Source organism: Jejuibacter sp. L23, assembly GCF_050815825.1.
Taxonomy (GTDB): domain Bacteria; phylum Pseudomonadota; class Gammaproteobacteria; order Enterobacterales; family Enterobacteriaceae; genus Jejubacter; species Jejubacter calystegiae.
This window is the reverse complement of sequence record NZ_CP138199.1, coordinates 3,737,330-3,762,186: the sequence shown is the minus strand read 5'-3', so window position 1 is coordinate 3,762,186 and position 24,857 is coordinate 3,737,330. Positions and strand designations below refer to the sequence as shown.

Here is a 24,857-nt window from a genome sequence, read left to right as displayed (position 1 = left end):
GCGGTCATTGTCTGGAGTAAACCACCATGTCTGAAGGCTGGAATATTGCCGTGCTGGGCGCCACTGGCGCCGTGGGCGAAGCGCTGTTAGAGCTGCTGGCGGAGCGCCAGTTCCCGGTTGGGGAGCTGTATGCGCTGGCGCGTAGCGCAAGCGCGGGTGAACGACTGCGTTTTGCGGGCAAAAGTCTCGTCGTTGAAGATGCCGAAACCTTTGACTGGAGCCAGGCACAACTGGCGTTTTTTGTTGCGGGTGAAGAGGCTTCGGCGCGCTATGCTCAGCAGGCCGCCGATGAAGGATGCCTGATTATTGACTCCAGCGGCCTGTTCGCGATGGAGCCCGATGTACCATTGGTGGTGCCGGAGGTTAACCCGGGCGTGCTGGCGGACTACCGCAACCGTAATCTGGTCGCCGTAGCGGACAGTCTGACCAGCCAGGTGCTGGTGGCGATAAAACCGCTGATGGAAGAGGGCGGGCTGGCGCGCCTCCAGGTCACCAGTCTACTGGCCGCTTCGGCCCAGGGTAAGGTGGCGGTGGACGCGCTGGCCGGTCAGAGCGCGCGTCTGCTGAATGGCATGCCGCTTGACGATGACGATCACTTTGGGCGCCAGCTGGCGTTTAACCTGTTGCCGCTGCTGCCGGATGCCGATGGCAGCGTGCGCGAAGAGCGTCGCATCGTCGATCAGGTGCGTAAAGTGCTTCAGGATGAGGGCCTGCCGATTTCCGCCAGCTGCATCCGTTCGCCGGTTTTCTACGGTCATGCCCAGATAGTGAGCATGGAAGCCCTGCGCCCGCTGGCCAGCGACGAAGCGCGCGATGCCTTTGAGCGTGGCGAAGATATCCAGCTTAGCGAAGAAAATGATTTCCCGACCCAGGTCGGAGATGCTTCCGGTCACGATCTGCTTTCTATCGGCTGCGTGCGTAACGACTACGGTATGCCGGAACAGGTCCAGTTCTGGTCGGTGGCCGATAACGTACGCTTCGGTGGTGCGCTGATGGCGATAAAAACCGCCGAGAAACTGGTACAGGAGTATATGTACTAATGACGGAGCAGCAGCAACCGCTTTACACCATCGCGCTGGGCATCGAATACGACGGCAGCCGTTATTACGGCTGGCAGCGCCAGCGCGAGGTGCGTAGCGTTCAGGAGAAACTGGAGAAAGCGCTGTCACAGGTGGCGAATGAACCCGTAACGGTCTTCTGCGCCGGGCGAACCGACGCTGGCGTACACGCTACCGGTCAGGTGGTGCACTTTACCACCCATGCGCTACGTAAAGATGCGGCCTGGACGCTGGGCGTAAATGCGAATTTGCCTGGAGACATTGCGGTACGCTGGATGAAAAATGTGCCGGAAAAGTTTCATGCGCGTTTTAGCGCCACCGCGCGCCGTTATCGTTACCTGATCTACAACCACCGCCTGCGTCCGGCGGTGTTGCAGCAGGGGGTGACCCACTACCATGCACCGCTGGATGCCGAACGAATGCACCGGGCTGCTCAGTGCCTGCTGGGGGAAAACGACTTTACTTCGTTTCGGGCGGTGCAGTGCCAGTCGCGTACTCCCTGGCGCAACCTGATGCACATCAACGTGGCGCGTCACGGCGCTTACGTGATGGTGGATATCAAGGCCAATGCGTTCGTCCACCATATGGTGCGTAACATCGTCGGCAGTCTGATGGAGGTGGGCTGTGGCAATCAGCCTGAAGGGTGGATTGCCGAACTGCTGGCGTTGAAGGATCGCACCCTTGCGGCGGCCACGGCAAAGGCAGAAGGGCTGTACCTGGTGGCGGTGGACTACCCTGAAGAATTCGCGCTTCCGCGCCCCCCGATGGGGCCTCTTTTTCTGGCAGACTGATAGTAGCCGAGGAATAAAACACGATGGATTTCATCCGCTTTGTTATTGATTTTATCCTGCATATTGATGCCCACCTGGCCGAAATGGTGGCGCAGTACGGGATTTGGGTTTACGCCATTCTGTTCCTGATTCTGTTTTGTGAAACGGGCCTGGTGGTAACACCTTTCCTGCCCGGGGATTCGCTGCTGTTTGTGGCGGGCGCGCTGGCGTCTCTGCCTTCAAACGAACTGGATGTACATACCATGGTGGCGCTGATGGTGGTGGCCGCTATTATCGGCGATGCAGTGAACTATACGATTGGTCGGCTATTCGGCGACAGGCTGTTCAGCAATCCGAACTCGAAAATCTTCCGCCGCAGCTACCTTGATAAAACCCACGCCTTCTATGAAAAACATGGCGGAAAAACCATTATCCTGGCGCGTTTTGTACCGATCGTTCGCACTTTTGCGCCGTTCGTGGCGGGAATGGGGCGTATGTCCTATCGCCACTTCGCTTTCTATAACGTGACCGGGGCGTTACTCTGGGTACTGCTGTTTACCTATGCGGGCTATTTCTTCGGTAATATGCCGGTGGTACAGGAAAACCTGAAGCTGCTGATTGTGGCGATTATCGTGCTGTCGGTACTGCCCGGTGTGGTGGAAGTGGTGCGTCACAAGCGCGCTGCCGCCCGTCAGGCGAAGGCGAAAGAGTAATTATCACGGGTTAGACCAGTTTTTTGTCCAAACTCGCAGGCCGTTATGTTTTAATGAGCGACATTTATGGCCTGTGGCAGGCAAAAATGGCATCATGCGTCCCACAGAAAAACTGGCATTGACCAGGTTCAGGCAGAAAGGTCATCAATGAGCTGGATTGAACGAATTCTCAATAAAAGCAATATTACACCTACCCGCAAGGCGAACATTCCGGAAGGGGTGTGGACCAAGTGTGACAGCTGTGGGCAGGTTCTCTATCGCGCCGAACTGGAACGTAATCTGGAGGTTTGCCCGAAGTGCGACCACCATATGCGTATGCCGGCGCGCGAGCGGCTGCATACACTGATGGACGAAGGCTCCATGGTGGAGCTCGGTAGCGAGCTTGAGCCGAAAGATGTGCTGAAGTTTCGCGACTCCAAAAAGTATAAGGATCGCCTGGCGAGCGCCCAGAAAGAGACCGGTGAGAAAGACGCGCTGGTGGTGATGAAGGGCACCCTGCACGGTATGCCGGTAGTGGCTGCCGCCTTTGAGTTTGCCTTTATGGGTGGCTCTATGGGCTCTGTGGTCGGTGCGCGCTTTGTACGGGCCGTTGAGCAGGCGCTGGAAGATAACTGCCCGCTGATCTGCTTTTCCGCCTCTGGCGGCGCCCGTATGCAGGAAGCGCTGATGTCGCTAATGCAGATGGCGAAAACCAGTGCCGCGCTGGCGAAAATGCAGGAGCGCGGTCTGCCCTATATCTCTGTGCTGACTGACCCGACCATGGGCGGCGTATCGGCAAGCTTTGCCATGCTGGGCGATCTTAATATCGCTGAGCCGAAGGCGCTGATTGGCTTTGCCGGTCCAAGGGTTATTGAGCAGACCGTACGTGAAAAACTGCCGCCGGGCTTCCAGCGCAGCGAATTTCTGATCGAAAAGGGCGCCATCGATATGATCGTCCGTCGTCCGGAAATGCGCCTGAAGCTGGCGAGCGTGCTGGCTAAGCTGATGAATCTGCCGGCGCCGGATCCCGAAGCGTCCCACGACCCCGTCGTCGTGCCGGATGAACCGGTGCAAGAGCAGGATTCACAGGCCTGACGATGAACAGGGGCAGGGCCGCAGGGCGCTGCCCTTCGTATTTCTGAACCCTGATTACAGAAACGGGCATCATGGAAAAATCTATTCCACAAGCCACGTCGTCTTTGGGCACGTGGCTTTCTTATCTTGAAAATCTGCACAGTTTAACCATCGATCTGGGCCTGGAACGGGTAAGCCAGGTTGGCAGCGCGCTGGACGTTCTGAAGCCAGCGCCTTTCGTTTTTACTGTTGCCGGAACCAATGGCAAAGGCACCACCTGCCGAACTCTGGAAGCCATGCTGCTCTCTGCCGGGCTGCGGGTTGGAGTTTACAGTTCGCCGCATCTGGTGCGCTATACCGAACGGGTCCGTATTCAGGGCGAAGAATTGCCGGAAACGCGCCATACCGCCTCATTCGCGGCAATCGAAGCCGCGCGCGGCGAAACCTCGCTGAGCTACTTTGAGTACGGCACCCTTTCTGCGCTGTGGCTGTTTAAGCAGTCATCGCTGGATGTGGCCATTCTTGAGGTGGGGCTGGGAGGCCGTCTGGATGCAACAAACATCGTGGACGCCGACGTGGCGGTGATTACCAGTATCGCGCTGGATCATACCGACTGGTTGGGGCCGGATCGCGAAAGTATTGGCCGTGAAAAGGCGGGGATCTTCCGTACCGATAAATCTGCGGTGGTGGGGGAGCCGGATATGCCGGAAACCATTAGCGAAGTGGCCCGGGAAAAGGGCGCAATGCTGCGCCGCCGCGGGGTGGAGTGGGATTACGAAGTGACCGGCGATACCTGGCGCTATCGCGATGCCGCAGGCGTGCTGGAAGCGCTACCGCAACCCCTTGTGCCGCAGCCCAACGCCGCCACGGCGCTGGCGGCGCTGCGCGCCAGTCATCTTCCGGTAGGGGAGACCGCCATTCGCGAAGGACTACGCCAGGCAATGTTGCCGGGCCGCTTCCAGCAGGTCGGCGAGTCGCCGCGGGTGATTCTCGACGTGGCCCATAATCCCCATGCAGCGGCTTATCTGGCCGGGCGCCTGAAGACGCTGCCGCGTGAAGGGCGGGTACTGGCGGTGGTGGGAATGCTGCACGATAAGGACATCGCCGGTACGCTTGCCTGTCTGGAGCCGATGGTGGATAGCTGGTATTGTGCTCCGTTGGAGGGGCCGCGCGGTGCGACGGCGCAGCAGCTGATTGAGCACCTTGGTAACGGGCAATGTTTTGATAGCGTGGCACAGGCGTGGCGCCGTGCCTTAAGCGAGGCCCGGCCCCAGGATACGGTGCTGGTGTGTGGTTCTTTCCACACGGTAGCCCACGTAATGGAAGAGATGGAGGCGGTGAAACGAGGTGGCGAGTAAGTTTCAGAACCGATTGGTAGGCACTATCGTGCTGGTGGCGCTGGGCGTCATCGTGTTGCCAGGTCTGTTGGACGGGCAGAAAAAGCATTATCAGGATGAGTTTGCCGCCATTCCCCTGGTTCCCAGACCGGGGGACAGCGATGAACCGGATATGCTGCCGGATGCCGGCGCCGCGCTTCCGGCGCAGCCGCCGGAAGGGGCAGGCGAAGAGGTCCGCGCCAGCAGCGCCACGCCGACGGTGGATACCCGTCGACTGTCTGGCGGTACCGAGACGCAAGTCAGCGAGCCGGAACCGGTCGCGCAGCCTGAGCCGGTGAAACCGCGCGAGCAGCCGAAACCAGCGCCTGAACCTGCTAAACCCGCTCAGCAGGAAAAACCGCCGGTGGGTAAGGCATACGTGGTACAGCTGGGGGCGTTGAAGAACGCCGATAAGGTCAGCGAAATCGTGGCTAAACTTCGCGGCGCTGGCTACCGGGTGTACACTATTCCGTCCACGCCGGTACAGGGCAAAATCACCCGCATTCTGGTTGGACCGGATGCGTCGAAGGATAAACTGAAATCATCCCTCGGAGAGCTGAAGAGTCTTTCAGGCCTGAGCGGTGTCGTGATGAACTACAGTCCGTAACCGGCGCCGGGCAAGCCGGAACGGCGAAATGTGAGGGAGTGGGCAATCAGCGGTTGAACGTTTTTTGCCCACTTTTTCTTTTCTGCGATGCGAAGGAAACCGCTACGCAAACGTTTTCTTTTTCTGTTAGAATGCGCCCCGAACAGGATGTCAGGGCAAGTAGGTACGGAACGAATATGGTCTGGATTGATTACGCCATTATTGCGGTCATCGGCTTTTCCTGTCTGGTAAGCCTGGTCCGCGGGTTTGTGCGCGAAGCGCTGTCGCTGGTTACCTGGGGATGCGCTTTCTTTGTCGCGAGCCACTACTACACTTACCTGGCAACCTGGTTCACAGGCTTTGAGGACGAACTGGTTCGTAATGGGATAGCGATAACGATACTGTTTATCGCCACGCTTATCGTCGGTGCTGTCGTGAACTACGTGATAGGCCAACTGGTCGAAAAGACCGGCCTGTCCGGAACGGACAGAGTGTTGGGGGTCTGCTTCGGCGCCTTAAGGGGCGTGCTGATTGTCTCCGCCATCCTCTTCTTCCTGGACTCTTTCACCGGTATGGCGAAGAGCGAAGACTGGCAGAAGTCGCAGCTTATCCCACAATTCAGTTTCATCATCAGATGGTTCTTTGACTATCTGCAAAGCTCGTCAAGTTTCTTGCCCCGGTAACCACGCCGGGGTTGCGGCTTAATGAGGAATGACAACATGTGCGGTATTGTCGGTATCGCCGGTGTAATGCCGGTAAACCAGTCGATCTATGACGCGTTAACGGTGCTTCAGCACCGCGGGCAGGATGCCGCAGGCATCATCACCATCGATGCGAACAACTGTTTTCGCCTGCGTAAGGCCAACGGTCTGGTGAATGATGTGTTTGAAGCCCGCCATATGCAGCGGCTGCAGGGGAACATGGGAATCGGCCACGTCCGTTATCCCACCGCCGGCAGCTCCAGCGCCTCTGAAGCCCAGCCTTTCTACGTTAACTCTCCGTACGGGATTACGCTGGCGCACAACGGCAATCTGACCAACGCCCACGAGCTGCGTAAGATGCTGTTTGAAGAGAAGCGTCGCCATATCAATACCACCTCCGATTCTGAAATCCTGCTCAATATCTTTGCCAGCGAGCTGGATAACTTCCGCCACTACCCGCTGGATCCGGACAACATCTTCGCGGCCGTAGCCGCCACTAATCAGCAGATTCGCGGCGCTTACGCCTGTGTGGCGATGATTATTGGTCACGGCATGGTGGCCTTTCGCGATCCTAACGGTATCCGCCCGCTGGTGCTGGGCAAGCGCGATGTGGGCGATGGCCGTACCGAGTATATGGTGGCCTCCGAAAGCGTGGCGCTGGATACCCTGGGCTTTGAGTTTCTGCGTGATGTGGCCTCTGGCGAGGCTGTCTACATCACCGAGAAAGGGCAGCTCTATACCCGTCAATGCGCAGAAAATCCCACCACCACGCCCTGTCTGTTCGAGTATGTCTACTTTGCACGGCCGGACTCCTTCCTGGACAAAATCTCCGTCTACAGTGCGCGGGTGGGTATGGGGCGCAAGCTGGGTGAGAAGATCGCCCGCGAGTGGGAAGATCTGGATATTGATGTGGTGATCCCGATTCCGGAAACCTCCTGCGATATCGCGCTGGAGATTGCGCGGATCCTCAATAAACCCTATCGCCAGGGCTTTGTGAAAAACCGCTATGTCGGTCGCACCTTTATCATGCCTGGCCAGCAGCAGCGCCGTAAGTCGGTGCGTCGTAAGCTCAATGCCAACCGCGCTGAGTTCCGTGACAAGAACGTGCTGCTGGTGGATGATTCCATCGTACGCGGCACCACCTCGGAGCAGATTATCGAGATGGCGCGCGAAGCCGGGGCGAAAAAGGTATATCTGGCCTCTGCGGCGCCGGAGATTCGTTTCCCTAACGTTTATGGCATCGATATGCCTTCCGCCAATGAGCTGATCGCTCACGGACGGGAAGTGGAAGAGATTCGCCAGATTATTGGCGCCGATGGTCTGATCTTCCAGGGGCTGGAAGATCTCATTGAAGCGGTACGCGCCGAGAATCCCGATATTGAGCAGTTCGAATGTTCGGTATTTAACGGAGTCTATGTGACGAAGGATGTGGATCTGAAGTATCTGGAGTTCCTTGACTCACTGCGTAACGACGACGTGAAGGCAATGCAGCTTCAGAACGAGGTCGAAAGCCTGGAGATGCATAACGAAGGCTGACCAGTGACGGCCCCCGGATCTGGCCGAACGCGTTCGGCCCAGGTTTGTCATCAGTCTCACGGCTCCCGGAAGGGAGCCGTCTTGCATCATGCGCCATAATCCGGCACAGTTGCCGCACCTTTGATATGAGATGGGCGCAAGCATGAAGCGACTGATTGTAGGTATATCCGGCGCCAGTGGCGCGATTTACGGCGTACGACTGCTGGAGGTGCTACAGCCGCTGCCGGATATCGAAACTCACCTGGTGATGAGCCAGGCTGCCCGCCAGACCCTGGCGCTGGAAACAGACCTTCAATTGCGTGATGTCCATGCGCTGGCTGATGTGGTTCACGACCCGCGTGATATTGGCGCCAGTATCTCTTCCGGTTCGTTCCGGACCCACGGTATGGTTATTCTTCCCTGCTCCATTAAAACGCTGTCTGGCATCGTAAACAGCTATACCGACGGTTTGTTGACCCGCAGCGCTGATGTGGTGCTCAAGGAGCGACGCCAGCTGGTGCTGTGCGTACGGGAAACGCCGCTGCATCTGGGGCACCTGCACCTGATGACCCGGGCGGCGGAAATGGGGGCGCTGATTATGCCGCCGATGCCGGCTTTTTATCATCGTCCGCAAAGCCTGGAAGATCTGATCGATCAGACCGTCAACCGGGTACTGGATCAGTTCAATATCGAACTGCCGCAGGATCTCTTTAACCGCTGGCAGGGCACCGCAAAGGTGCGCTGATAAGGGAAATCTGCAACGCCTTGCCCCAGGATGGGGCAAATCTGTAATCGCGATCATATCCTGACAAATTATTTCCTCTCTGCAATCCGTTTTTCTGCTGTCGCTGTTCTGAAGCTGCTATCTTTTGCCTGTCGGTAACTTTTTATTAACATTTACTGTCTGCCAGACTGGCATAAGACGTGCAAATAGTTTGTGGTAGTCCCGGCTATGCAACACAACATCTGATAATAAAATTTCCCCGTACAGAGGAATCTCCAATGAAAAAGCAGGCTCTTGCACTCACTCTGCTCTTTGGCCTTACCAGCAGCGCGTTCGCGGCACTTCCGCAGACTATTCGTATCGGGACCGATGCCACCTATGCGCCATTCTCATCACTCAATACCCAGGGACAGGTGGTCGGTTTTGATATCGACCTGGGGAATGAAATGTGCAAACGGATGGCGGTAAAGTGCAACTGGGTACCCAGCGACTTCGATGCCCTGATCCCTTCACTCAAGGCAAAGAAGATAGACGCGATTATCTCGTCGCTGTCAATTACCGAAAAGCGTCAGAAGGAGATTGCCTTCTCCGATAAACTTTATGCCGCGGATTCCCGGCTTATTGCCGCTATGGGTTCGCCCATTACACCCACCCTGGATTCGTTGAAGGGTAAACATGTCGGGGTCCTGCAGGGCTCCACTCAGGAGGGATATGCCAACGCCCACTGGCGCACGGCGGGCGTGGATGTGGTGGCCTATCAGAATCAGGATCTGATCTATTCGGATCTGGCTGCCGGGCGTCTGGATGCCGCCTTCCAGGATGAGGTTGCGGCCAGCGAAGGCTTCCTGAAACAGCCTGCCGGAAAAGAGTTTGCTTTCGCGGGACCCGCGGTGAAGGACAAAGCCTTCTTTGGTGACGGAACCGGGGTGGGGCTGCGTAAGGAAGATAGCGAGCTGAAAGCGGCAATGGATAAGGCGCTGGCAGAGATACGTAAAGATGGCACTTACGACAGGATGGCGAAAAAATACTTCGATTTTAACGTTTACGGTGACTGAAATGCTATGCACCACTCTGGTGCCAGATGCGCACCAGAGTGGTGCGTGGATGCATAGTTAGTCACCCGCGGCAGATAAAAATGGGTAATTAAGGCGGAAAGCTTTGGCCTCTGTCATGGAAAAATGGCAGGATAGCCGGTACGCCTGTTGTTTTTACGGCTTTGATAATAAAGATCGCTCAGCTGAGGATAATGATGAAAAAGTTGGCTTTGTCTCTCTCTCTGGTGCTGGCATTTTCCAGCGTTTCCGGCGCCCTGGCTGCCGTTCCCCAAAAACTACGCATCGGTACCGATCCCACTTATGCCCCCTTCGAATCGAAGAGCCCCAGCGGTGAGCTGGTCGGTTTTGACATCGATCTGGCGAAGGAGCTGTGTAACCGCATTAAGACGCAATGTACCTTCGTGGAAAGCCCGCTCGACGCGCTGATCCCGATGCTGAAAGCGAAGAAAATCGACACCATTATGTCGTCGCTATCGATCACCGAAAAGCGCCAGCAGGAGATCGATTTCACGGATAAACTCTACGCTGCCGACTCCCGTCTGGTGGTGGCAAAGGGCTCCACGATTCAGCCGACCCTGGAAAGCCTGAAAGGTAAGCGTGTGGGTGTGCTGCAGGGCACCACTCAGGAGACCTATGGCAACGTCCACTGGGCGGCTAAGGGGATCGAGATTGTCTCCTATCAGGGGCAGGACAATATCTATGCCGACCTGACGGCCGGGCGTATCGACGCCGCGTTTCAGGACGAAGTTGCCGCCAGCGAAGGTTTCCTGAAGCAGCCGGTGGGTAAGGATTATCAGTTTGGCGGTCCGGCGATCAAAGACGAGAAGCTGTTCGGTGTAGGTACCGGTATGGGGCTGCGTAAAGGGGACGACGAGCTGCGCGAAGCCCTGAACCATGCCTTTGCCGAAATGCGTGCCGATGGTACTTACCAGAAGCTGGCAAAGAAGTACTTTGATTTTAATGTGTATGGTGACTGATCGTTACCGTCTGACATGGCGTCTGCGGGCGCCTGTCGTTGCAAACGCTTCATCATGAGACGGACAGATGCTGTACGGTTATTCACAAGTCATTCTTAACGGCGCGCTGGTGACCCTGGAGCTGGCGCTCAGTGCCCTGGTGCTGGCGGTGCTGATTGGCCTGGCAGGCGCTTCGGCGAAGCTGTCGCGCAATCGCCCACTGGCCTGGCTGTTCGGCGGCTATACGACCCTGATCCGCGGCGTGCCGGATCTGGTGTTGATGTTGTTGATCTTCTACGGTCTACAGATGGCGCTGAACGGCGTAACCGAAGCGATGGGTTTCTCCCAGATCGATATCGATCCGCTGGCGGCGGGGATCGTGACGCTGGGTTTTATCTACGGCGCGTATTTTACCGAAACCTTTCGCGGCGCTTATATGGCGGTCCCCAGTGGACATATCGAGGCCGCCACCGCGTTCGGTATGAGTAGTGCGCAAACCTTCCGGCGTATTCTGTTCCCTGCCATGATGCGCTATGCGCTGCCTGGAATTGGCAATAACTGGCAGGTGATTCTGAAGGCCACGGCGCTGGTGTCGCTGCTGGGGCTGGAGGATGTGGTAAAAGCCACCCAACTGGCGGGTAAGGGAACCTGGCAGCCGTTCTGGTTTGCCATTGTCTGCGGCATTATCTATCTGGTGTTCACGACGGTCTCTAACGGCGTGCTCTGGCTGCTTGAGCGTCGTTACTCGGCAGGCGTCAGGAGGGCTGAACTGTGATTGATATTGTGCAGGAGTACTGGAAGTCGCTGCTCTGGACCGACGGCTACCGCTTTACCGGCGTGGCGATCACTCTGTGGCTGCTGATTCTCTCGGTGGTGCTGGGAGGCATGCTGGCGCTGTTGCTGGCGGTGTGCCGGGTATCATCGAATAAGTTTCTGTCGCTGCCGGTCTGGCTGTTTACTTATATTTTTCGCGGTACGCCGCTTTACGTGCAACTGCTGGTGTTCTATTCCGGAATGTACACCCTGGAGGTGGTCAAGGGCAGCGAGATGCTGAGCGCCTTTTTCCGCAGCGGCCTGAACTGTGCGCTGTTGGCCTTTACCCTGAACACCTGCGCCTATACGACCGAAATCTTTGCCGGTGCCATTCGTTCGGTGCCTCATGGCGAGATCGAGGCGGCGCGAGCCTATGGCTTTTCGCGTTTTAAGATGTATCGCTGTATTATTCTGCCGTCGGCGCTGCGTATCGCGCTGCCTGCTTACAGCAATGAAGTGATCCTGATGTTGCACTCCACGGCGCTGGCCTTTACTGCCACGGTACCGGATCTGCTGAAAATCGCCCGCGACATCAATTCGGCGACCTATCAGCCCTTTACCGCTTTCGGGATCGCAGCCGTGCTGTATCTGATTATCTCTTATGTGCTGATTAGCCTGTTCCGCCGGGCGGAAAAACGCTGGCTGCGGCACACTAAACCTGCCTCTGCGCACTGAGTACGACCATGTCTGACTATCAATTAAAGGTAACCGATCTGCACAAGCGCTACGGCGAACACGAAGTACTGAAAGGCGTGTCGCTACAGGCTCGGGCGGGTGATGTGATTTCGATTATCGGCTCTTCCGGCTCTGGCAAGAGCACTTTCCTGCGCTGCATTAACTTTCTGGAAAAACCGAGCGAAGGCAGTATTGTGGTCGATAACCAGGAGATTAATCTGGTGCGTGACCGGGACGGTCAACTGAAAGTGGCGGATAAAAATCAGCTACGTTTGCTGCGCACCCGGCTGACCATGGTGTTTCAGCACTTTAATCTGTGGAGCCATATGACGGTGCTGGAAAATGTCATGGAAGCGCCGGTTCAGGTTCTGGGGTTGAGTAAGGCTGAAGCCCGGGAGCGGGCGCAGAAATATCTGGCTAAGGTGGGCATCGATGAGCGCCAGCAGGCCAAGTATCCGGCGCATCTGTCAGGCGGTCAGCAGCAGCGCGTCTCTATTGCCCGGGCGCTGGCGATGGAGCCGGAAGTATTGTTGTTCGATGAGCCGACTTCGGCGCTGGATCCTGAACTGGTCGGCGAGGTGCTACGTATTATGCAGCAGTTGGCGGAAGAGGGGAAAACCATGGTAGTGGTGACCCACGAAATGGGCTTTGCCCGCCACGTTTCCAGCCACGTGATTTTCCTGCATCAGGGCAAAATTGAAGAAGAGGGAGCGCCGCAGGCGGTGTTCGATAATCCTCAGAGTCCACGGCTACGGCAGTTCCTCTCCGGCTCGCTGAAATAATCATGACTTATGAAGCCGTCAGGAGCCTGACGGCTTTCAGTGCCGGGGCGCTTCGCCCAGTTTTGCCAGCTCTTCCAGCGCCAGACCGGTAATCTGGGCGATCTCTGTGGGGGCCATTCCGGTGCTCAGCAATTTTTGGGCAATGTGCAGACGGGCCTCTCTATCCCCCTGACGTTTCCCCTTGCGGTGGCCTTTGCGTTCCAGATATTGGGCAATGGTTTGCATACTTTGCTCCCTCTCTTTCGGTAGTCGTGTGGCCAGTTGCCGCAGTAACCGGGCTGGCACACGGGCTTTCCCTGCCAGCAGCAGATAGTTGATCAAGGCATCAACGTGCTGGGATGGTGTTTCACTGTCTTGCAGCAACTGCGCCAGCTTATCCATTAACGCCGTCAGATCCCGGCGACGGATATGTTTTTGCAGCAGCGTGAGCGCCGCCAGGCTCCGGTGCCTGAGGATCTCCGCATCGGAAAGTGCCTGAATATCCACCAGGGGCAGCGGGCTGTTGTACAGCCTGCGCGCCCCGACCGGATCGCAGAAGGCATCGAACCAGCGCAGCGACCAGGGCCAGCAGTGAAGTTTCCCCTGGTAGAAGAGCGCCGGAATCACCAGGGGTAATGTGCGATGCCCTTCGTCCAGATGGCGCTGCATGGTGGCGATGGCATAACGGATTAACCGGAACGCCATGAGCTTGTCTGGCGTACTCTGGTGTTCGATCAGCAAATAAATATATCCTTTGCCGTCCGCCGTTTTCATGCGCCAGAGCACATCGCTGTAAAACGGGCGCAGGCTCTGTTCGACAAAGTTGCCGGACACCAGTCTGAGCGTTGATGGATCGCAAATATCACGCAGCCAGCACGGCAGGTGTAACGCAATAAAATCACGGGCCGTGTCAGGGTGAGACAATAACTGGCGAAATACGGCGTCGTGCGGGGTTGTTGCAGCGGCTGATCCCATGATGACCTCCCTGTTAATTGTCCGGAAATTATCACAGACCAGAGAAGACGCCAGCCGCTAAAATAGAAACCCCGAGACGCCTCGGGAAAATAGTTTATTCCGTCGCCAGCAGCCAGCGGGCCGTCGCTTCGTCAGTCACCAGCCCGGAGATCCAGGCGCCGCGCAGCGCAGCGCGAATCGCCTGATATTTCTGCTGCCCGCCGGCGAAGCCGATAATCGGCCGTGAAGTCTGGCTTTCCAGGGGAACGCTGGTCAGTAACTGGTCGGTTTCGCCATAGATGCGTTCGCCATCGTGGTTAAAGAAATGCCCCAGCATTTCCCCCACCACGCCACGGTTATTTAGCTGGCGCACCTGCTCATCGGTAATAAAGCCTTCGGTATTCAGGGGGCAGCCAGGCCCCACTTCGCCAATACCCAGGAAGGTGATGCTGGCAGCTCGGGCGCGGTCCGCCACGCGCTGCCAGACCTGGTGGCGGCACCACATTGTTTTATCTTCCGGGCTGTCGGCATAGAGCGGTGCCGGAATGAAGAAATACTTGCCCTGCATTTTCTCCGCCATTTTGAGCGGCATATCGTAGCGGGTGCCGGAGTCATCCCGGGCGATAGCCCCAATCATGGAGACGCACTGGTGCTGGGGGCGTTCCAGCCAGGGGAGGGCGTCGACAATGGCGCCCAGGGTTTTTCCCGAGCCTATTCCAAAAGTCTGGGGCGATTCATCGGCAATAAACTGCGCCATCACTTCTGCGCCTTCCACTGCCAGAATCTGCAGTGCCGGTTCGTCGATCAGCGCGCCTGACGGAGCCACCCGGCACAGCGTCAGGCCATATTTTTCCTGGAGCGCACTGGCCAGATCCAGGCAGTAACTCACCGGGTGACGAATACTGACGCTGACAATCCCCATTTCGCGCGCCGAGGAGACCAGTCGCTGAGCCACCTGGCGTGAAACACCCAGCGCCTGAGCCACCTCCTGCTGGGTAAGACCGGCAACGTAGTACATCCAGGCGGCGCGTGCCGCGAGTTCCTGTTTTTTCTCTTCTTTATTCATCGTCGTGTCCGATTCTGTCCTGCCGTCATTCTATCCCTGAAGCGTTATTTTCCATAGTGGGCAAAAGCCCTTTAAAAAAGCAAATGTTCAAAATGAGGCGTAGATCGCGGAAAAAAACACCATTCGGCAACTACTATTCAACAACTTTTTAAAAATAGGGCAAATGCTCTTTGATTTGGCAAATATTTAAAACCGGAGCGACTATGACGACGAAATCGGTGTGGATGCATATCGGCGCAGGCTCTTTCCATCGCGCGCATCAGGCCTGGTACCTGCACAGACTGAGGGAGCAGGGGGATGATGCGTGGAGTATCGCCCTGGGAAATGTGCGTTCCGATGCGGCGGCGTTACTGGAACGGCTGGCAGTCCAGCAGGGGAAATACGTGCTGGAGACGGTGACGCCCGACGGCGAGCGGGAATGGGAGACCATTACCTCCATCCGCCGCATTCTGCCCTGGGATAGCGAACTGAGCGCGCTGGTGGCGCAGGGAGCGGCGCCGGAGACCCGCATTATTGCCTTCACGGTGACCGAAGCCGGTTACTACTTAACACCCGATCATGAGCTTGATCTTACCCAGGTCGATATTCAGGCCGATCTGCGCGGCGATGCCTGCACGCTGTATGGCGCGCTGACCCGGATCCTCCACCAACGTATGGCGCAGGGTGGCGCACCGGTGACGCTGTTGAGCTGCGATAACCTGCGCCATAACGGCGGGCGCTTTCGTCACGGTTTTCTCGCCTTCCTGGCGGAAAAGGGCGAGCAACCGCTGGCGCAGTGGGTACGTGATAACACGACCTCGCCGGATACCATGGTCGATCGCATCACGCCGCGTCCTACGCCGGACGTAGCGCAGCGGGTAAAAGAGGCCACCGGCTTTGACGACGGGGCGGCAGTGATGGGTGAATCCTTTATCCAGTGGGTTATCGAAGATGACTTTATCGCCGGAAGGCCCGCGCTGGAGAAGGTTGGGGTGGAGATGGTGGATTCGGTACTGCCCTGGGAGGAGGCGAAAATTCGCATTCTGAACGCCACTCACAGCTGTATCGCCTGGGCAGGGACGCTCGTTGGCTACGATTATATCGATGAGAGTACCCGTCAGCCGCAGATACAGCAGATGGCGCGGGAATATATTACCCGCGATGTGATCCCATCGTTAACGCCCAGTCCGCTCGATTTAGCCGATTACCGCGACGTGGTGCTGGCGCGCTTCGCCAATCCGTGGATCCGCGATACCAACCAGCGGGTAGCGGCAGATGGTTTGTCGAAAATTCCTGGCATGGTGACACCAACCCTGATTGAACGCCTGCGGGCCGGGCATACCCCTGAGGCGACCGCGGTGCTACCGGCGCTGTTTTTCCTGTTTCTTGAACGCTGGGCCCAGGATGCGCTGCCCTGGACTTATCAGGATGGCGTGATACAGCCGGAAGCGCTGCGCCAGCGCCTGACCGGCAGCGATCCGCTGGGCAGTTACCTGCGGGATCCCGCCCTGTTTGGCGAGCTGGCCCAGGATCGGACATTCCACAAGTTGGTGGCGCATACCGTCGCGCGGCTGGAAACCTGGATCGAACAGCACCAGCCTGTTTCTGGCTGAATGTAACGAGCGGCCTCTGTACCTGCCTGAGGCCTTTATTTCCGGTAAAAAAAAGGAAGATTGTTATGCAATCTCAATCTAAAGAATACTGGTTTGGCTTACCGACAAAACTGCTGTGGGGATTCATCGCTATCGCGATCTTCATGTCCGGCGACGGATTCGAAATGGCTTTTTTATCGCGACACATTACCGATATGGGCTTTAGCCCCGCCCAGTCGGCAATGGTATTTACGGTATATGGTCTGGCGGCGGCGCTGGCCGCCTGGGCTTCCGGCGTGGTGGCGGAAATCATTACCCCGCAACGGGCAATGCTGATCGGTTTTGTGCTGTGGATCGTCATGCATGCGCTGTTTATGGCGCTGGGACTGGGGATGCGCAACTACCCGCTGATGCTGCTGTTCTATGGGATTCGCGGCCTGGCCTATCCGCTGTTTATCTATTCATTTATGTTGCTACTGGTTCAGGTGCTGCCGCGGGAACGGCTGGCGGCAGCCACCGGCTGGTTTTGGGCGATGTATTCGGTCGGTATCGGCGTCGTGGGCAGCTATCTGCCCAGTCTGATCATTCCCGGAATGGGGGAAACCGGAACCCTGTGGTTTGCCATCGCCTGGGTGGCCTGCGGCGGGATCCTCGCCTTTTTCAGTCTGCGTAACGTGGAGGTGGATCGCTCGCGAATGAATCTGCCGCTGCGCGATAAGATGACCGAACTCTCCCGGGCGGTCACCATTCTGTTTGTGAACCGCGATGTGTTCTATGCCTGCCTGATCCGCATTATCAATACCCTGTCACTGTTCGGATTTGCGGTGATTATGCCGCTACTGTTCGTCGATCGGCTGGGTTTTTCCATTTCGGAGTGGCTGCAGATTTGGGCGGTCTTTTTCTTTGTAACCATCTTTACCAATATCTTCTGGGGGATCACCGGAGAGGTTATTGGTTGGATTCGTCAGGTGCGCTGGTTTGGCTGTCTGGGCATGGCTGCCTCCAGCCTGGCGTTCTACTACGTGCCGCTCTGGTTTAGTCATAATTACTGGATGGCGATGGTACCGGCGGTGATGCTGGGCATCTTTGTAGCGGCATTTGTGCCGATGACGGCAGTGTTCCCGACTCTTGAGCCGAATCACAAGGGGGCAGCAGTTTCTATCTATAACCTTTCTGCCGGGCTGAGTAACTTTGTGGCGCCGGCCATTGCTTCGGCACTACTGCCATTCTTTGATATCGTGGGCGTGGTGTGGGCCTACACCGGACTCTATCTGTTTGCCGGGGTTCTGACCTTTATTATTCGGGTGCCGCAACCAAAGCGAGTCCGGCAACGCACGCCGACCGCTGAGCCGACGCGCCAGGAGTAATCGCTATCTGGAGGAGGTCTGATCCAGCACGTCCTGTAACGCCTCCTCCAGATCGTACCAGCGAAAGCCAAAGCCCGATGCCTCCAGCCGTTTGGGTAATGCCCGCTGCCCGCCCAGTACCAGCACTGAAGATTCTCCCATCAACGCCCGGATGGCGAACGCGGGGGCGCGAACCAAAGCAGGCCGCTTCAGGGCATGGCCCAGCGCATGGGCAAACTGCTCGTTGCGGACCGGGTAGGGGGCGACCATATTAAAGGGACCACGTAAATCGTTATCCAGCAGCCAGATAATGGCGTTGACCATATCATCAATATGGATCCACGGCAGATATTGACGCCCGCTGCCGCTGGGGCCGCCGAACCCGATGCGAAACAGCGGCAGCAGCTTACCGAGAATACCGCCCTTCGGGGCCAGCACCACGCCGGTACGTAACAGACAGACCCGGGTCTGGTCACCCTGAGCCTGGCAGGCGATCTGTTCCCAGCGGGCGCAGAGTTTATGGGTAAACTCGTTATGCGGCGGCTCCTCTTCGGTCACCACCACTTCCCCGAGATCGCCATAATAGCCGGTTGCCGAGCCGGAAATCAGAATGGCGGGCGGTCTGGCGCTGGCTTTAAACAGCGCAACCAGCTGTTCGGTTATCTGCCAGCGGCTCTGGCACAGACGCTCTTTCTGGGCCGTGTTCCAGCGCCGGTCGGCAATAGGCTCTCCCGCCAGATTAATCACAGCATCAAAACCGTCCAGCGAGGCCTGGTCATACAATCCTTTCCACAGGCTGATGCGCGGATCGAGCAGACTCCGCGCCCGCTCCGGGTTGCGCGTGACCACTGTGATTTCATGGCCCAGGCTCAGCAGGCGTGGCGCGAGATGACGGCCGATCAGTCCGGTGCCGCCGGTGATGACAATTTTCATGAGCCCTCCTGAACGGGAACATGCTCCTCCTTCCATCATAGAAGAGCCTGATTAGATAACAAGTATTTGTAATCAATTGAAATCACACTATAAAGCTAAATTTTTTGGTCAGGCTGCCAGCACCATTCGCGTTTATCGCCAGGTAACTTCCAACGGGGCGGTGAGCCGAAACGGTCGATAAAAAAGTCGATAACCGTCCGGACGCTGAGCGACAGGTAACGGGTATGGGGATACAGCATGGCGATCAGCGGCGGCTCCTGATGAGTGGAAACCGTATAGTCTGGCAACAGTAATGCCAGCTGTCGGGTGCGTAGCAGTTCGCCTATCTGCCAGTCGGGCATCATGATAATACCGGCGCCGCTAAGCGCCGCATTGACCAGGGTTTCAGCGTTGTTGGAGGTCAGCGAACCACTCAGCGTCATCACCTGCGGCGTAGTACCGGGGCGGGAGAAGAAAGTGCGTTGAAGCCCCATGGCGCCCTTGTAGACCAGACAATTATGGTTCATCAGGCTGCGGGGCGTTTCGGGTATACCATGGCGCGCCAGGTAGCCGGGGCTGGCCGCCAGCAGCAGTTCCGAACGGTCGACAATGCGGGCGTGGGCGCCGGAGTCTGCCAGCGGGCCAATACGAAACAGCAGATCGGCGGCATCGGCCAGCGGATCGATAAACTCATCGGTCTGAACCAGCTCAACCTTCAGATCTGGCCAGGCGCGCCACAGCTCCCCCAGCCAGGGGGCGATATGTTTCTGGCCGAAAACTACCGGGGCGTTAATCCGCACCAGACCGCCAGGGGAGCCTTCCCGTTCGTGAACCCGGCGGGTGGTTTCATCCAGCTCGCTCAGCATAGCGCGAAAGGTCTGGCCGTACTGGCGCCCGATCTCTGTTGCAACGATGGCGCGGGTATTGCGGTACAGTAGCTGGGCGCCGAGTTCGCTTTCCAGTTGCTGAATGATCCTTGATACGGAAGAGGGGGACATGTTCTCCCGCCGGGCAACCTGGGAAAAATTCCCCATCTCCAGTACGGCGACAAACAGTCGCATGCTGCGGATATCCACGCTCATGGTCACTCCATTTATGCGGGAATTGCAAAGGTGTTGTGTAGTTTATCCTGTTTTTAGAATAGATGCTCCCGGCTAACATCTGCGTCATCTCATAAAATCAGGTGTACTGACAATGAAATTACTGGCGGTATTTTTGGTCATTCTGGCCGGAATGGGGCTTTCCGTAGAGGCCGGGCTACTTGGCCCGCTTGGTGAGAAAGTGGGTCACTACTGGGCCAGTCTGAGTCTGTTCGGGATAGAGGCGGCGCTGGCAGGGCTGTTGATGCTGTTCTGGGGACCGCGTAATCCGGTCTCTTTTCTGTCGGCGCCGGGCTGGCAGTTAACCGGCGGTATCTGGGGGCCGCTCTACGTCATTATTCTGACCGTGGCGACGCCGATTATCGGCATCACGCTGTTAATGACCGGCGTGCTGGCGGGCCAGGTCGCTAAAAGTCTGTTGATCGACCACTTTGGGTGGTTCGGCGCTGAACGACGCCCGGTTAACGGGAAAAAACTGATCGCGCTGGCGTTTGTCGCTGCCGCGCTGGTACTGATTGCCGGAGGGCGTTAATGATGATTGTGATAATGACTTTACTTGCGCTGGCGGGTGGCGCCTTTCTTAGCGTCCAGGCTGCTGTGAATGCCCGTCTGGGCGCCAGTCAGGGAGCTATCCGCACTGCGTTTCTGACCTTTCTGGTGGGCACCCTGGTCTGCGCGGTTCTGGTTATCTTTTTCGAGCCGCCCCATGCGGTGACGCTGCTGGACGTGCCCAAGTGGCAGCTACTGGGGTCGCTGCTCGGCCTGGTTTACGTGCTGACCATGGTCTTTGCCGTACAGCGTATAGGAACGGCCCTGGCGACGGTGGCGGTGATTCTGGGGCAGCTTAGTATGTCGATTATCATCGACAGCTTTGGCTGGTTGGGCAACAGCGCGATTCCTTTCTCCACTAACCGGGTTCTGGCGGCGATCTGCCTCGCTATTGCGCTGTGGTTTATCTGGCAAAGCCAGCAGGACGAGAAAACGCAGGTCATTCAGGAAGCAGAACAGTCGTAGTTACACGGCATCAGGATTTGGCTGATTCTTCTGTGATGGCCGGGCTTTTTTATCCGGCCTGAACCAGGCTACATTATTGATTCCAATAATCGCCGTGAGAATGCCATGAATCAGCCAGTGATAACGCTATGGAGCGATGCTCAGTATTTTAGCCCCTGGGTTATGTCGGTTTATGTCTCCCTGATGGAAAAGGGGGTGCCTTTTACTCTGGAAACCGTCGATCTGGAACAGCAGGCGAACCTGAATCCGACATGGCCAGGCTATGGCGTGACCCGACGGGTGCCACTGCTGGAGATTGACGGTTTTGCCCTGAGCGAATCATCGGCGATTGACGAATATCTGGAAGAGCGTTTTGCGCCACCCACCTGGGAACGGCTTTATCCGTTCGATCGCGAAAAACGGGCTCAGGCGCGGCAGCTCCAGGCCTGGATACGCAGCGGCCTTGTCGGGCTGCGGGCCGCGCGTCCTACCGACGTTATTTTCGCCGCTGCCCGGCGTCCTCCCCTTGATGAAAGCGTACAGCGTGAAGTGAACAGCCTGTTCAGTCTTGCGCAATCGCTACTGGCCCAGGGATCGCAAAATTTGTTTGGTGAGTGGTGTATTGCCGACAGCGATTTAGCGCTGATGCTCAACCGACTGGTGATGCACGGCGATACCGTGCCGCCGCGCCTTGCGGAATATGCCGGCTTCCAGTGGCAGCGCGCCTCTGTGCAGCGTTTTGTCGCACTATCGGCAAAGGCAGCCGCAGGCTGAACCGTGCTAAAAAATCCGTTATCATTACCTCCTGTCTGATTTACACGGGTATAAGTGAAATGAAACTGATGTTCGCATCGGATATTCACGGTTCGCTGTCGGCCACTGAAAAAGTGCTGGAACGCTTTGCCGCCAGCGGCGCGCAGTGGCTGATTCTGCTGGGAGACTTGCTGAATCACGGCCCGCGCAACGCGCTGCCGGAAGGTTACCAGCCTGCCCGGGTGGCGGAACGCCTTAACAAAGCGGCTGAGCGCATTATTGCGGTACGCGGCAACTGTGATAGCGAAGTGGATCAGATGCTGCTGAACTTTCCCATTACCGCTCCCTGGCAGCAGGTTTTACTGCCGCACGGGCGATTGTTTCTGACCCACGGCCATCTTTATCATCCGGATAAGCTGCCCGCTCTGGCGGCAGGTGATGTGCTGGTCAGCGGCCATACCCATATCCCGATGGCGGAGCGCCGCGGCGAGATTTTTCTCTTCAATCCCGGTTCGGTCAGCATCCCAAAGGGGGGCTTTGCGGCCAGCTATGGAATGCTGGATGATGGACTTCTGAGCGTTTATAGCCTTGAAGATAACGCGCTTATTGCGCAGCAGGATATAACACCGTAATTTGACTGACGACCAGGCATTGCCTGACCATTAACGCGCCGTCAGAGCGCCCAGAACAGAATAAGGTTTCCCGATGGTGGAGCAGAGTCAAACTGGCACGGAATGGGTTGACATTGTCAACGAAGATAATGAAGTGATCGCGCAGTCCAGCCGCGAGCAGATGCGGGCGCAGTGTTTGCGCCATCGCGCGACCTATATCGTGGTGCACGACGGTATGGGCAAAATTCTGGTGCAGCGCCGTACTGAAACCAAAGACTTCCTGCCCGGCATGCTGGACGCTACCGCGGGCGGCGTGGTGATGGCGGACGAACAGATGCTGGATTCCGCCAAACGCGAGGCGGAAGAGGAGCTGGGGATTGCCGGGGTGCCTTTTGCCGAGCATGGACAGTTCTACTTTGAGGATGAAAACTGCCGGGTCTGGGGCGGGTTGTTTAGCTGCGTATCTCACGGCCCCTTTGCACTGCAGGAAGAGGAGGTCAGCGAGGTATGCTGGATGTCGCCGGAGGAGATTACCGCCCGCTGCGACGAATTTACCCCTGACTCCCTGAAGGCGCTGGCGCTGTGGATGAGCCGCAATGCCGGTAATGAGTCGCGCAAAGAGCGTGACGACAAGCCGGTGAAAGCGGAAAAGGAAAAGAGCCCGGAACCAGCCTCAGACCAGAAACCGGACAGCGAACAACCGGCGGAATAAGCTGTTAACAGCTTTCCCGCAGACGGAGCGTTGGCAGTAGCGGCGTGCCGTCTTCCGGCTCTTTCCCGCCAAGGCGCGCCAGCAAGGCGCGTCCGGCTTCTTCCCCAATTCGATAATGTGGTACCGCTACGGTGGTCAGCGCAGGCTGGCATACCCGGCTGGCATCGCTGTCTCCGAATCCGACAATCGCCAGATCGTCCGGTACCCGGATGCGCCGTCTTTGACATTCCCAGAGGGCTCCGCAGGCCAGTTCATCAGAGACACATACCAGGGCGTCCAGCTCTGGCCAGGCTAACAGAAACTCCGGTAGCTGGGCGGCACCGGTTGAGAAATTCGGGGCCGTTGCGGCATTGATGACGCGCCCGGGAGCGAGGTGGTATTTCATCATTGCCTTATACCAGCCCTGCAGGTGCTGCTGAAAAATCCACTGTTCCTGGCGGGCGCACAGCAGCCCGATATTCTGATAGCCGCGCTTTATCAGCATTTGAGTCAGTTCGAACATGGCAGTGACAATATCGATGCCGATATTCATATCAATGGGATCGTCACAGGTCGCGCCGATCTCCAACACTGGCATTTCCACCTGGGTCAGCCAGTTTGTTACCGTTTCGCTATGCTCTACGCTTAGCAGAATTGCAGCGGCAAGATTAGAGGCCATCAGCGTTTCCAGCAATTTTTCTTCCCGCTCCAGGCGATGGCGCGATTCAGCCAGCATGATCTGGTAGCCGGCCGGTTGCAGTACCTGCTGTAATCCGGCGAACATCTCGGTACACCCCGATTCGGCCAGGTCGGGCACAATCATGGCGATGGTGCGCGAAGAGGCAGAGGCGAGGGCGCTTGCCGTCAGATTAGGGGTATACCCTAATTCCTGTACCACGGCCTGAATCTTCTCTCTCAGCTTTTCTGAAACCTGTTCCGGTGTACGCAGCGCGCGTGAAACGGTCATGGTGCCCACGCCTGCCTGCTGGGCCACATCTGCGAGCGTCACTTTGCCAGTGCCACGTCTCTTTCTGGTTATCGACATGCTAATTCCTGCTTCACAACCTGTGAGTTATCTGGCGCTCCCGCTCCGTGCTGCGGATTGGGAATTCCCGCAAGTATACGTCGTAACCCGGGAGGTTTTCTGCCTTTTCTCAGCATTCGCTCTTTCTGATAGCGCTATCACAAATTGCGAGTGCGCTAAATGGTAGCGCTATCTTTTGTGGTGCTCATCACAGTAAGAGGTGAATGCCTTGCATAAAGTTTGTTCATTCCAAACGGGTAGCACCGGAGGTTGAAGATGCTGAGTCGCTGGCTGAACGACGCCACCATTCAACTGGCAACGTCAATGGACGACTGGCAGCAGGCACTGGCGTACTGCGCCCGGCCATTGCTGGATCAGGGGGTGATTACGCCGGGCTATCTGGAGGCTATCCAGCAGCAGTATCGCCAGCTGGGCCCGTATTTTGTGCTGGCGCCGGGACTGGCAATGCCCCATGCCCGACCGGAGCAGGGGGCTTTGGCCACAGGGCTGGCGTTATTAAAGCTGGAGCAGGGGGTGACCTTCGGCGGCGTGGAACAGGAGCCCGTGGATTTGATTATTCTGCTGGCAGCCGCCGATCGCCACAGCCATATTGACGCGCTTGCTGCGCTGGCCGAACTTTTTTCCAGTGAAACGGATTTAGCGGCACTTCATGCGGCCACCCGTCGGGAAGAAATAATGGCGATTATCGCCAGATATTAATTAACCGCTCTTTATTTATTTGCTGTGGTAATCCGCGGCATACACTTCTGTTACTCCTGAATAAAGGTGAATGATGATGAAAATTATGGCGGTGTGTGGATCGGGACTCGGCAGTAGTTTTATGGTCGAGATGAATATCAAAAAAATTCTTAAAAAAATGGAGATTGAAGCGGACGTGGAACATGCCGATCTGGCCTCTGCCACCATAGATGCGGCCGATCTTTTTGTGATGGCGAAAGATATTGCCGCCAGCGCCAGCGTTCCGGAAGAAAAACTGGTGGTTATCGATAACATTATCGATATTAATGAGCTGGAAACCCGGCTGCGTGCTTATTTTTCCCAAAAATAACTTCTGAACAT

28 protein-coding genes are annotated in these 24,857 nt (G+C 57.0%); 23 read left to right on the top strand and 5 right to left on the bottom strand.

Features of this window, described 5'->3' with window-relative positions:
* Nucleotides 1–26: 26 nt before the first annotated feature.
* From SCU88_RS17940 to hisP, 14 genes are all read left to right on the top strand, one after another.
* The gene (locus tag SCU88_RS17940; RefSeq protein ID WP_138098661.1) at nt 27–1,040 is read left to right on the top strand and encodes an aspartate-semialdehyde dehydrogenase; all 1,014 of its coding nucleotides are present in this window, start codon (nt 27–29) and stop codon (nt 1,038–1,040) included.
* Complete coding sequence (truA, locus tag SCU88_RS17935; protein WP_175341227.1) at nt 1,040–1,849, top strand: tRNA pseudouridine(38-40) synthase TruA; 810 nt, start codon at nt 1,040–1,042, stop codon at nt 1,847–1,849. Before SCU88_RS17940 ends, truA begins: the two co-directional genes overlap by 1 nt.
* Before the next feature lie 23 nt (nt 1,850–1,872).
* Nucleotides 1,873–2,541: a DedA family protein gene (locus SCU88_RS17930; protein ID WP_175341226.1), complete on the top strand. Its 669-nt coding sequence runs from the start codon at nt 1,873–1,875 to the stop codon at nt 2,539–2,541.
* A 147-nt stretch (nt 2,542–2,688) separates the two neighbouring features.
* Nucleotides 2,689–3,615 (top strand): acetyl-CoA carboxylase, carboxyltransferase subunit beta, encoded by a 927-nt coding sequence (gene accD / locus SCU88_RS17925; RefSeq protein WP_175341225.1) that lies wholly within the window; start codon nt 2,689–2,691, stop codon nt 3,613–3,615.
* 71 nt (nt 3,616–3,686) lie between these two features.
* Nucleotides 3,687–4,952, top strand: a complete 1,266-nt coding sequence (folC, locus tag SCU88_RS17920; RefSeq protein ID WP_431810035.1) for a bifunctional tetrahydrofolate synthase/dihydrofolate synthase — start codon at nt 3,687–3,689, stop codon at nt 4,950–4,952.
* Nucleotides 4,942–5,577: a cell division protein DedD gene (gene dedD, locus SCU88_RS17915; protein WP_175341224.1), complete on the top strand. Its 636-nt coding sequence runs from the start codon at nt 4,942–4,944 to the stop codon at nt 5,575–5,577. The genes folC and dedD overlap by 11 nt, the downstream gene beginning before the upstream one ends.
* 176 nt (nt 5,578–5,753) lie before the next feature.
* Nucleotides 5,754–6,239 carry a colicin V production protein gene (gene cvpA / locus SCU88_RS17910; RefSeq protein WP_138098649.1) on the top strand — a complete coding sequence of 162 codons (486 nt, stop codon included), beginning with the start codon at nt 5,754–5,756 and terminating at the stop codon, nt 6,237–6,239.
* A 36-nt stretch (nt 6,240–6,275) separates the two neighbouring features.
* Nucleotides 6,276–7,793, top strand: coding sequence for an amidophosphoribosyltransferase (purF, locus tag SCU88_RS17905; RefSeq protein WP_138099305.1), 1,518 nt, complete (start codon nt 6,276–6,278; stop codon nt 7,791–7,793).
* A gap of 142 nt (nt 7,794–7,935) precedes the next feature.
* Nucleotides 7,936–8,517, top strand: coding sequence for a UbiX family flavin prenyltransferase (locus SCU88_RS17900; protein ID WP_175341223.1), 582 nt, complete (start codon nt 7,936–7,938; stop codon nt 8,515–8,517).
* Nucleotides 8,518–8,774: 257 nt separating this feature from the next.
* Complete coding sequence (argT, locus tag SCU88_RS17895; protein ID WP_175341222.1) at nt 8,775–9,551, top strand: lysine/arginine/ornithine ABC transporter substrate-binding protein ArgT; 777 nt, start codon at nt 8,775–8,777, stop codon at nt 9,549–9,551.
* A gap of 194 nt (nt 9,552–9,745) precedes the next feature.
* Complete coding sequence (hisJ, locus tag SCU88_RS17890; protein WP_138099304.1) at nt 9,746–10,528, top strand: histidine ABC transporter substrate-binding protein HisJ; 783 nt, start codon at nt 9,746–9,748, stop codon at nt 10,526–10,528.
* Between the two features lie 67 nt (nt 10,529–10,595).
* Complete coding sequence (locus SCU88_RS17885) at nt 10,596–11,282, top strand: histidine ABC transporter permease HisQ (protein WP_175341221.1); 687 nt, start codon at nt 10,596–10,598, stop codon at nt 11,280–11,282.
* Nucleotides 11,279–11,995 carry an ABC transporter permease gene (locus tag SCU88_RS17880; protein WP_138098641.1) on the top strand — a complete coding sequence of 239 codons (717 nt, stop codon included), beginning with the start codon at nt 11,279–11,281 and terminating at the stop codon, nt 11,993–11,995. Before SCU88_RS17885 ends, SCU88_RS17880 begins: the two co-directional genes overlap by 4 nt.
* Before the next feature lie 8 nt (nt 11,996–12,003).
* Nucleotides 12,004–12,777 (top strand): histidine ABC transporter ATP-binding protein HisP, encoded by a 774-nt coding sequence (gene hisP, locus SCU88_RS17875; protein WP_175341220.1) that lies wholly within the window; start codon nt 12,004–12,006, stop codon nt 12,775–12,777.
* A 36-nt stretch (nt 12,778–12,813) separates the two neighbouring features.
* Here hisP and SCU88_RS17870 read toward each other — a convergent pair whose 3' ends face one another.
* Together SCU88_RS17870 and SCU88_RS17865 are read right to left on the bottom strand one after the other, a co-directional pair.
* Nucleotides 12,814–13,731, bottom strand: coding sequence for an Rpn family recombination-promoting nuclease/putative transposase (locus tag SCU88_RS17870; protein ID WP_175341219.1), 918 nt, complete (start codon nt 13,729–13,731; stop codon nt 12,814–12,816).
* 94 nt (nt 13,732–13,825) lie between these two features.
* Nucleotides 13,826–14,776: a sugar-binding domain-containing protein gene (locus SCU88_RS17865; RefSeq protein ID WP_175341218.1), complete on the bottom strand. Its 951-nt coding sequence runs from the start codon at nt 14,774–14,776 to the stop codon at nt 13,826–13,828.
* Nucleotides 14,777–14,979: 203 nt separating this feature from the next.
* Here SCU88_RS17865 and dalD point away from each other — a divergent pair, with 203 nt between their 5' ends.
* Both dalD and SCU88_RS17855 read left to right on the top strand, forming a co-directional pair.
* Complete coding sequence (dalD, locus tag SCU88_RS17860; RefSeq protein WP_175341217.1) at nt 14,980–16,368, top strand: D-arabinitol 4-dehydrogenase; 1,389 nt, start codon at nt 14,980–14,982, stop codon at nt 16,366–16,368.
* 65 nt (nt 16,369–16,433) lie between these two features.
* On the top strand, nt 16,434–17,714 hold the full coding sequence (locus SCU88_RS17855; protein ID WP_175341216.1) for an RbtT/DalT/CsbX family MFS transporter: 1,281 nt from the start codon (nt 16,434–16,436) through the stop codon (nt 17,712–17,714).
* Between the two features lie 3 nt (nt 17,715–17,717).
* On the opposite strand, the gene SCU88_RS17850 is transcribed toward SCU88_RS17855, so the two are convergent.
* Together SCU88_RS17850 and SCU88_RS17845 are read right to left on the bottom strand one after the other, a co-directional pair.
* Nucleotides 17,718–18,626, bottom strand: a complete 909-nt coding sequence (locus SCU88_RS17850) for a TIGR01777 family oxidoreductase (RefSeq protein WP_138098631.1) — start codon at nt 18,624–18,626, stop codon at nt 17,718–17,720.
* Between the two features lie 95 nt (nt 18,627–18,721).
* A complete protein-coding gene (locus tag SCU88_RS17845) occupies nt 18,722–19,687 on the bottom strand; it encodes a LysR substrate-binding domain-containing protein (RefSeq protein WP_175341215.1) in 966 nt (321 codons plus the stop codon).
* A gap of 112 nt (nt 19,688–19,799) precedes the next feature.
* Here SCU88_RS17845 and SCU88_RS17840 point away from each other — a divergent pair, with 112 nt between their 5' ends.
* From SCU88_RS17840 to yfcD, 5 genes are all read left to right on the top strand, one after another.
* The gene (locus SCU88_RS17840; RefSeq protein ID WP_175341214.1) at nt 19,800–20,237 is read left to right on the top strand and encodes a DMT family transporter; all 438 of its coding nucleotides are present in this window, start codon (nt 19,800–19,802) and stop codon (nt 20,235–20,237) included.
* Nucleotides 20,238–20,239: 2 nt separating this feature from the next.
* Nucleotides 20,240–20,719 (top strand): DMT family transporter, encoded by a 480-nt coding sequence (locus tag SCU88_RS17835; protein WP_138099302.1) that lies wholly within the window; start codon nt 20,240–20,242, stop codon nt 20,717–20,719.
* Nucleotides 20,720–20,824: 105 nt separating this feature from the next.
* Nucleotides 20,825–21,472: a glutathione transferase gene (yfcF, locus tag SCU88_RS17830; RefSeq protein WP_138098625.1), complete on the top strand. Its 648-nt coding sequence runs from the start codon at nt 20,825–20,827 to the stop codon at nt 21,470–21,472.
* 59 nt (nt 21,473–21,531) lie between these two features.
* Nucleotides 21,532–22,083, top strand: coding sequence for a phosphodiesterase (yfcE, locus tag SCU88_RS17825; RefSeq protein ID WP_175341213.1), 552 nt, complete (start codon nt 21,532–21,534; stop codon nt 22,081–22,083).
* Between the two features lie 73 nt (nt 22,084–22,156).
* The gene (gene yfcD, locus SCU88_RS17820; RefSeq protein ID WP_138098621.1) at nt 22,157–22,774 is read left to right on the top strand and encodes an NUDIX hydrolase YfcD; all 618 of its coding nucleotides are present in this window, start codon (nt 22,157–22,159) and stop codon (nt 22,772–22,774) included.
* A gap of 4 nt (nt 22,775–22,778) precedes the next feature.
* On the opposite strand, the gene SCU88_RS17815 is transcribed toward yfcD, so the two are convergent.
* Complete coding sequence (locus tag SCU88_RS17815) at nt 22,779–23,798, bottom strand: LacI family DNA-binding transcriptional regulator (protein WP_138098619.1); 1,020 nt, start codon at nt 23,796–23,798, stop codon at nt 22,779–22,781.
* 255 nt (nt 23,799–24,053) lie between these two features.
* Between SCU88_RS17815 and SCU88_RS17810 the strand changes: the two genes are divergently transcribed.
* Both SCU88_RS17810 and SCU88_RS17805 read left to right on the top strand, forming a co-directional pair.
* Nucleotides 24,054–24,497 carry a PTS sugar transporter subunit IIA gene (locus SCU88_RS17810; RefSeq protein WP_138098617.1) on the top strand — a complete coding sequence of 148 codons (444 nt, stop codon included), beginning with the start codon at nt 24,054–24,056 and terminating at the stop codon, nt 24,495–24,497.
* Between the two features lie 76 nt (nt 24,498–24,573).
* Nucleotides 24,574–24,846 carry a PTS sugar transporter subunit IIB gene (locus SCU88_RS17805; protein ID WP_175341245.1) on the top strand — a complete coding sequence of 91 codons (273 nt, stop codon included), beginning with the start codon at nt 24,574–24,576 and terminating at the stop codon, nt 24,844–24,846.
* Nucleotides 24,847–24,857: the final 11 nt, after the last annotated feature.

Coding starts and splice junctions, on each gene's coding strand:
- hisJ (WP_138099304.1), top strand. CDS start 9,746: ATGAAAAAGTTGGCTTTGTCTCTCTCTCTGGTGCTGGCATTTTCCAGC.
- truA (WP_175341227.1), top strand. CDS start 1,040: ATGACGGAGCAGCAGCAACCGCTTTACACCATCGCGCTGGGCATCGAA.
- SCU88_RS17815 (WP_138098619.1), bottom strand. CDS start 23,798: ATGTCGATAACCAGAAAGAGACGTGGCACTGGCAAAGTGACGCTCGCA.
- SCU88_RS17930 (WP_175341226.1), top strand. CDS start 1,873: ATGGATTTCATCCGCTTTGTTATTGATTTTATCCTGCATATTGATGCC.
- SCU88_RS17865 (WP_175341218.1), bottom strand. CDS start 14,776: ATGAATAAAGAAGAGAAAAAACAGGAACTCGCGGCACGCGCCGCCTGG.
- SCU88_RS17940 (WP_138098661.1), top strand. CDS start 27: ATGTCTGAAGGCTGGAATATTGCCGTGCTGGGCGCCACTGGCGCCGTG.
- hisP (WP_175341220.1), top strand. CDS start 12,004: ATGTCTGACTATCAATTAAAGGTAACCGATCTGCACAAGCGCTACGGC.
- SCU88_RS17900 (WP_175341223.1), top strand. CDS start 7,936: ATGAAGCGACTGATTGTAGGTATATCCGGCGCCAGTGGCGCGATTTAC.
- SCU88_RS17835 (WP_138099302.1), top strand. CDS start 20,240: ATGATTGTGATAATGACTTTACTTGCGCTGGCGGGTGGCGCCTTTCTT.
- SCU88_RS17885 (WP_175341221.1), top strand. CDS start 10,596: ATGCTGTACGGTTATTCACAAGTCATTCTTAACGGCGCGCTGGTGACC.
- SCU88_RS17855 (WP_175341216.1), top strand. CDS start 16,434: ATGCAATCTCAATCTAAAGAATACTGGTTTGGCTTACCGACAAAACTG.
- SCU88_RS17810 (WP_138098617.1), top strand. CDS start 24,054: ATGCTGAGTCGCTGGCTGAACGACGCCACCATTCAACTGGCAACGTCA.
- folC (WP_431810035.1), top strand. CDS start 3,687: ATGGAAAAATCTATTCCACAAGCCACGTCGTCTTTGGGCACGTGGCTT.
- dalD (WP_175341217.1), top strand. CDS start 14,980: ATGACGACGAAATCGGTGTGGATGCATATCGGCGCAGGCTCTTTCCAT.
- yfcE (WP_175341213.1), top strand. CDS start 21,532: ATGAAACTGATGTTCGCATCGGATATTCACGGTTCGCTGTCGGCCACT.
- SCU88_RS17845 (WP_175341215.1), bottom strand. CDS start 19,687: ATGAGCGTGGATATCCGCAGCATGCGACTGTTTGTCGCCGTACTGGAG.
- SCU88_RS17850 (WP_138098631.1), bottom strand. CDS start 18,626: ATGAAAATTGTCATCACCGGCGGCACCGGACTGATCGGCCGTCATCTC.
- argT (WP_175341222.1), top strand. CDS start 8,775: ATGAAAAAGCAGGCTCTTGCACTCACTCTGCTCTTTGGCCTTACCAGC.
- purF (WP_138099305.1), top strand. CDS start 6,276: ATGTGCGGTATTGTCGGTATCGCCGGTGTAATGCCGGTAAACCAGTCG.
- yfcF (WP_138098625.1), top strand. CDS start 20,825: ATGAATCAGCCAGTGATAACGCTATGGAGCGATGCTCAGTATTTTAGC.
- SCU88_RS17840 (WP_175341214.1), top strand. CDS start 19,800: ATGAAATTACTGGCGGTATTTTTGGTCATTCTGGCCGGAATGGGGCTT.
- cvpA (WP_138098649.1), top strand. CDS start 5,754: ATGGTCTGGATTGATTACGCCATTATTGCGGTCATCGGCTTTTCCTGT.
- accD (WP_175341225.1), top strand. CDS start 2,689: ATGAGCTGGATTGAACGAATTCTCAATAAAAGCAATATTACACCTACC.
- yfcD (WP_138098621.1), top strand. CDS start 22,157: ATGGTGGAGCAGAGTCAAACTGGCACGGAATGGGTTGACATTGTCAAC.
- SCU88_RS17870 (WP_175341219.1), bottom strand. CDS start 13,731: ATGGGATCAGCCGCTGCAACAACCCCGCACGACGCCGTATTTCGCCAG.
- SCU88_RS17805 (WP_175341245.1), top strand. CDS start 24,574: ATGAAAATTATGGCGGTGTGTGGATCGGGACTCGGCAGTAGTTTTATG.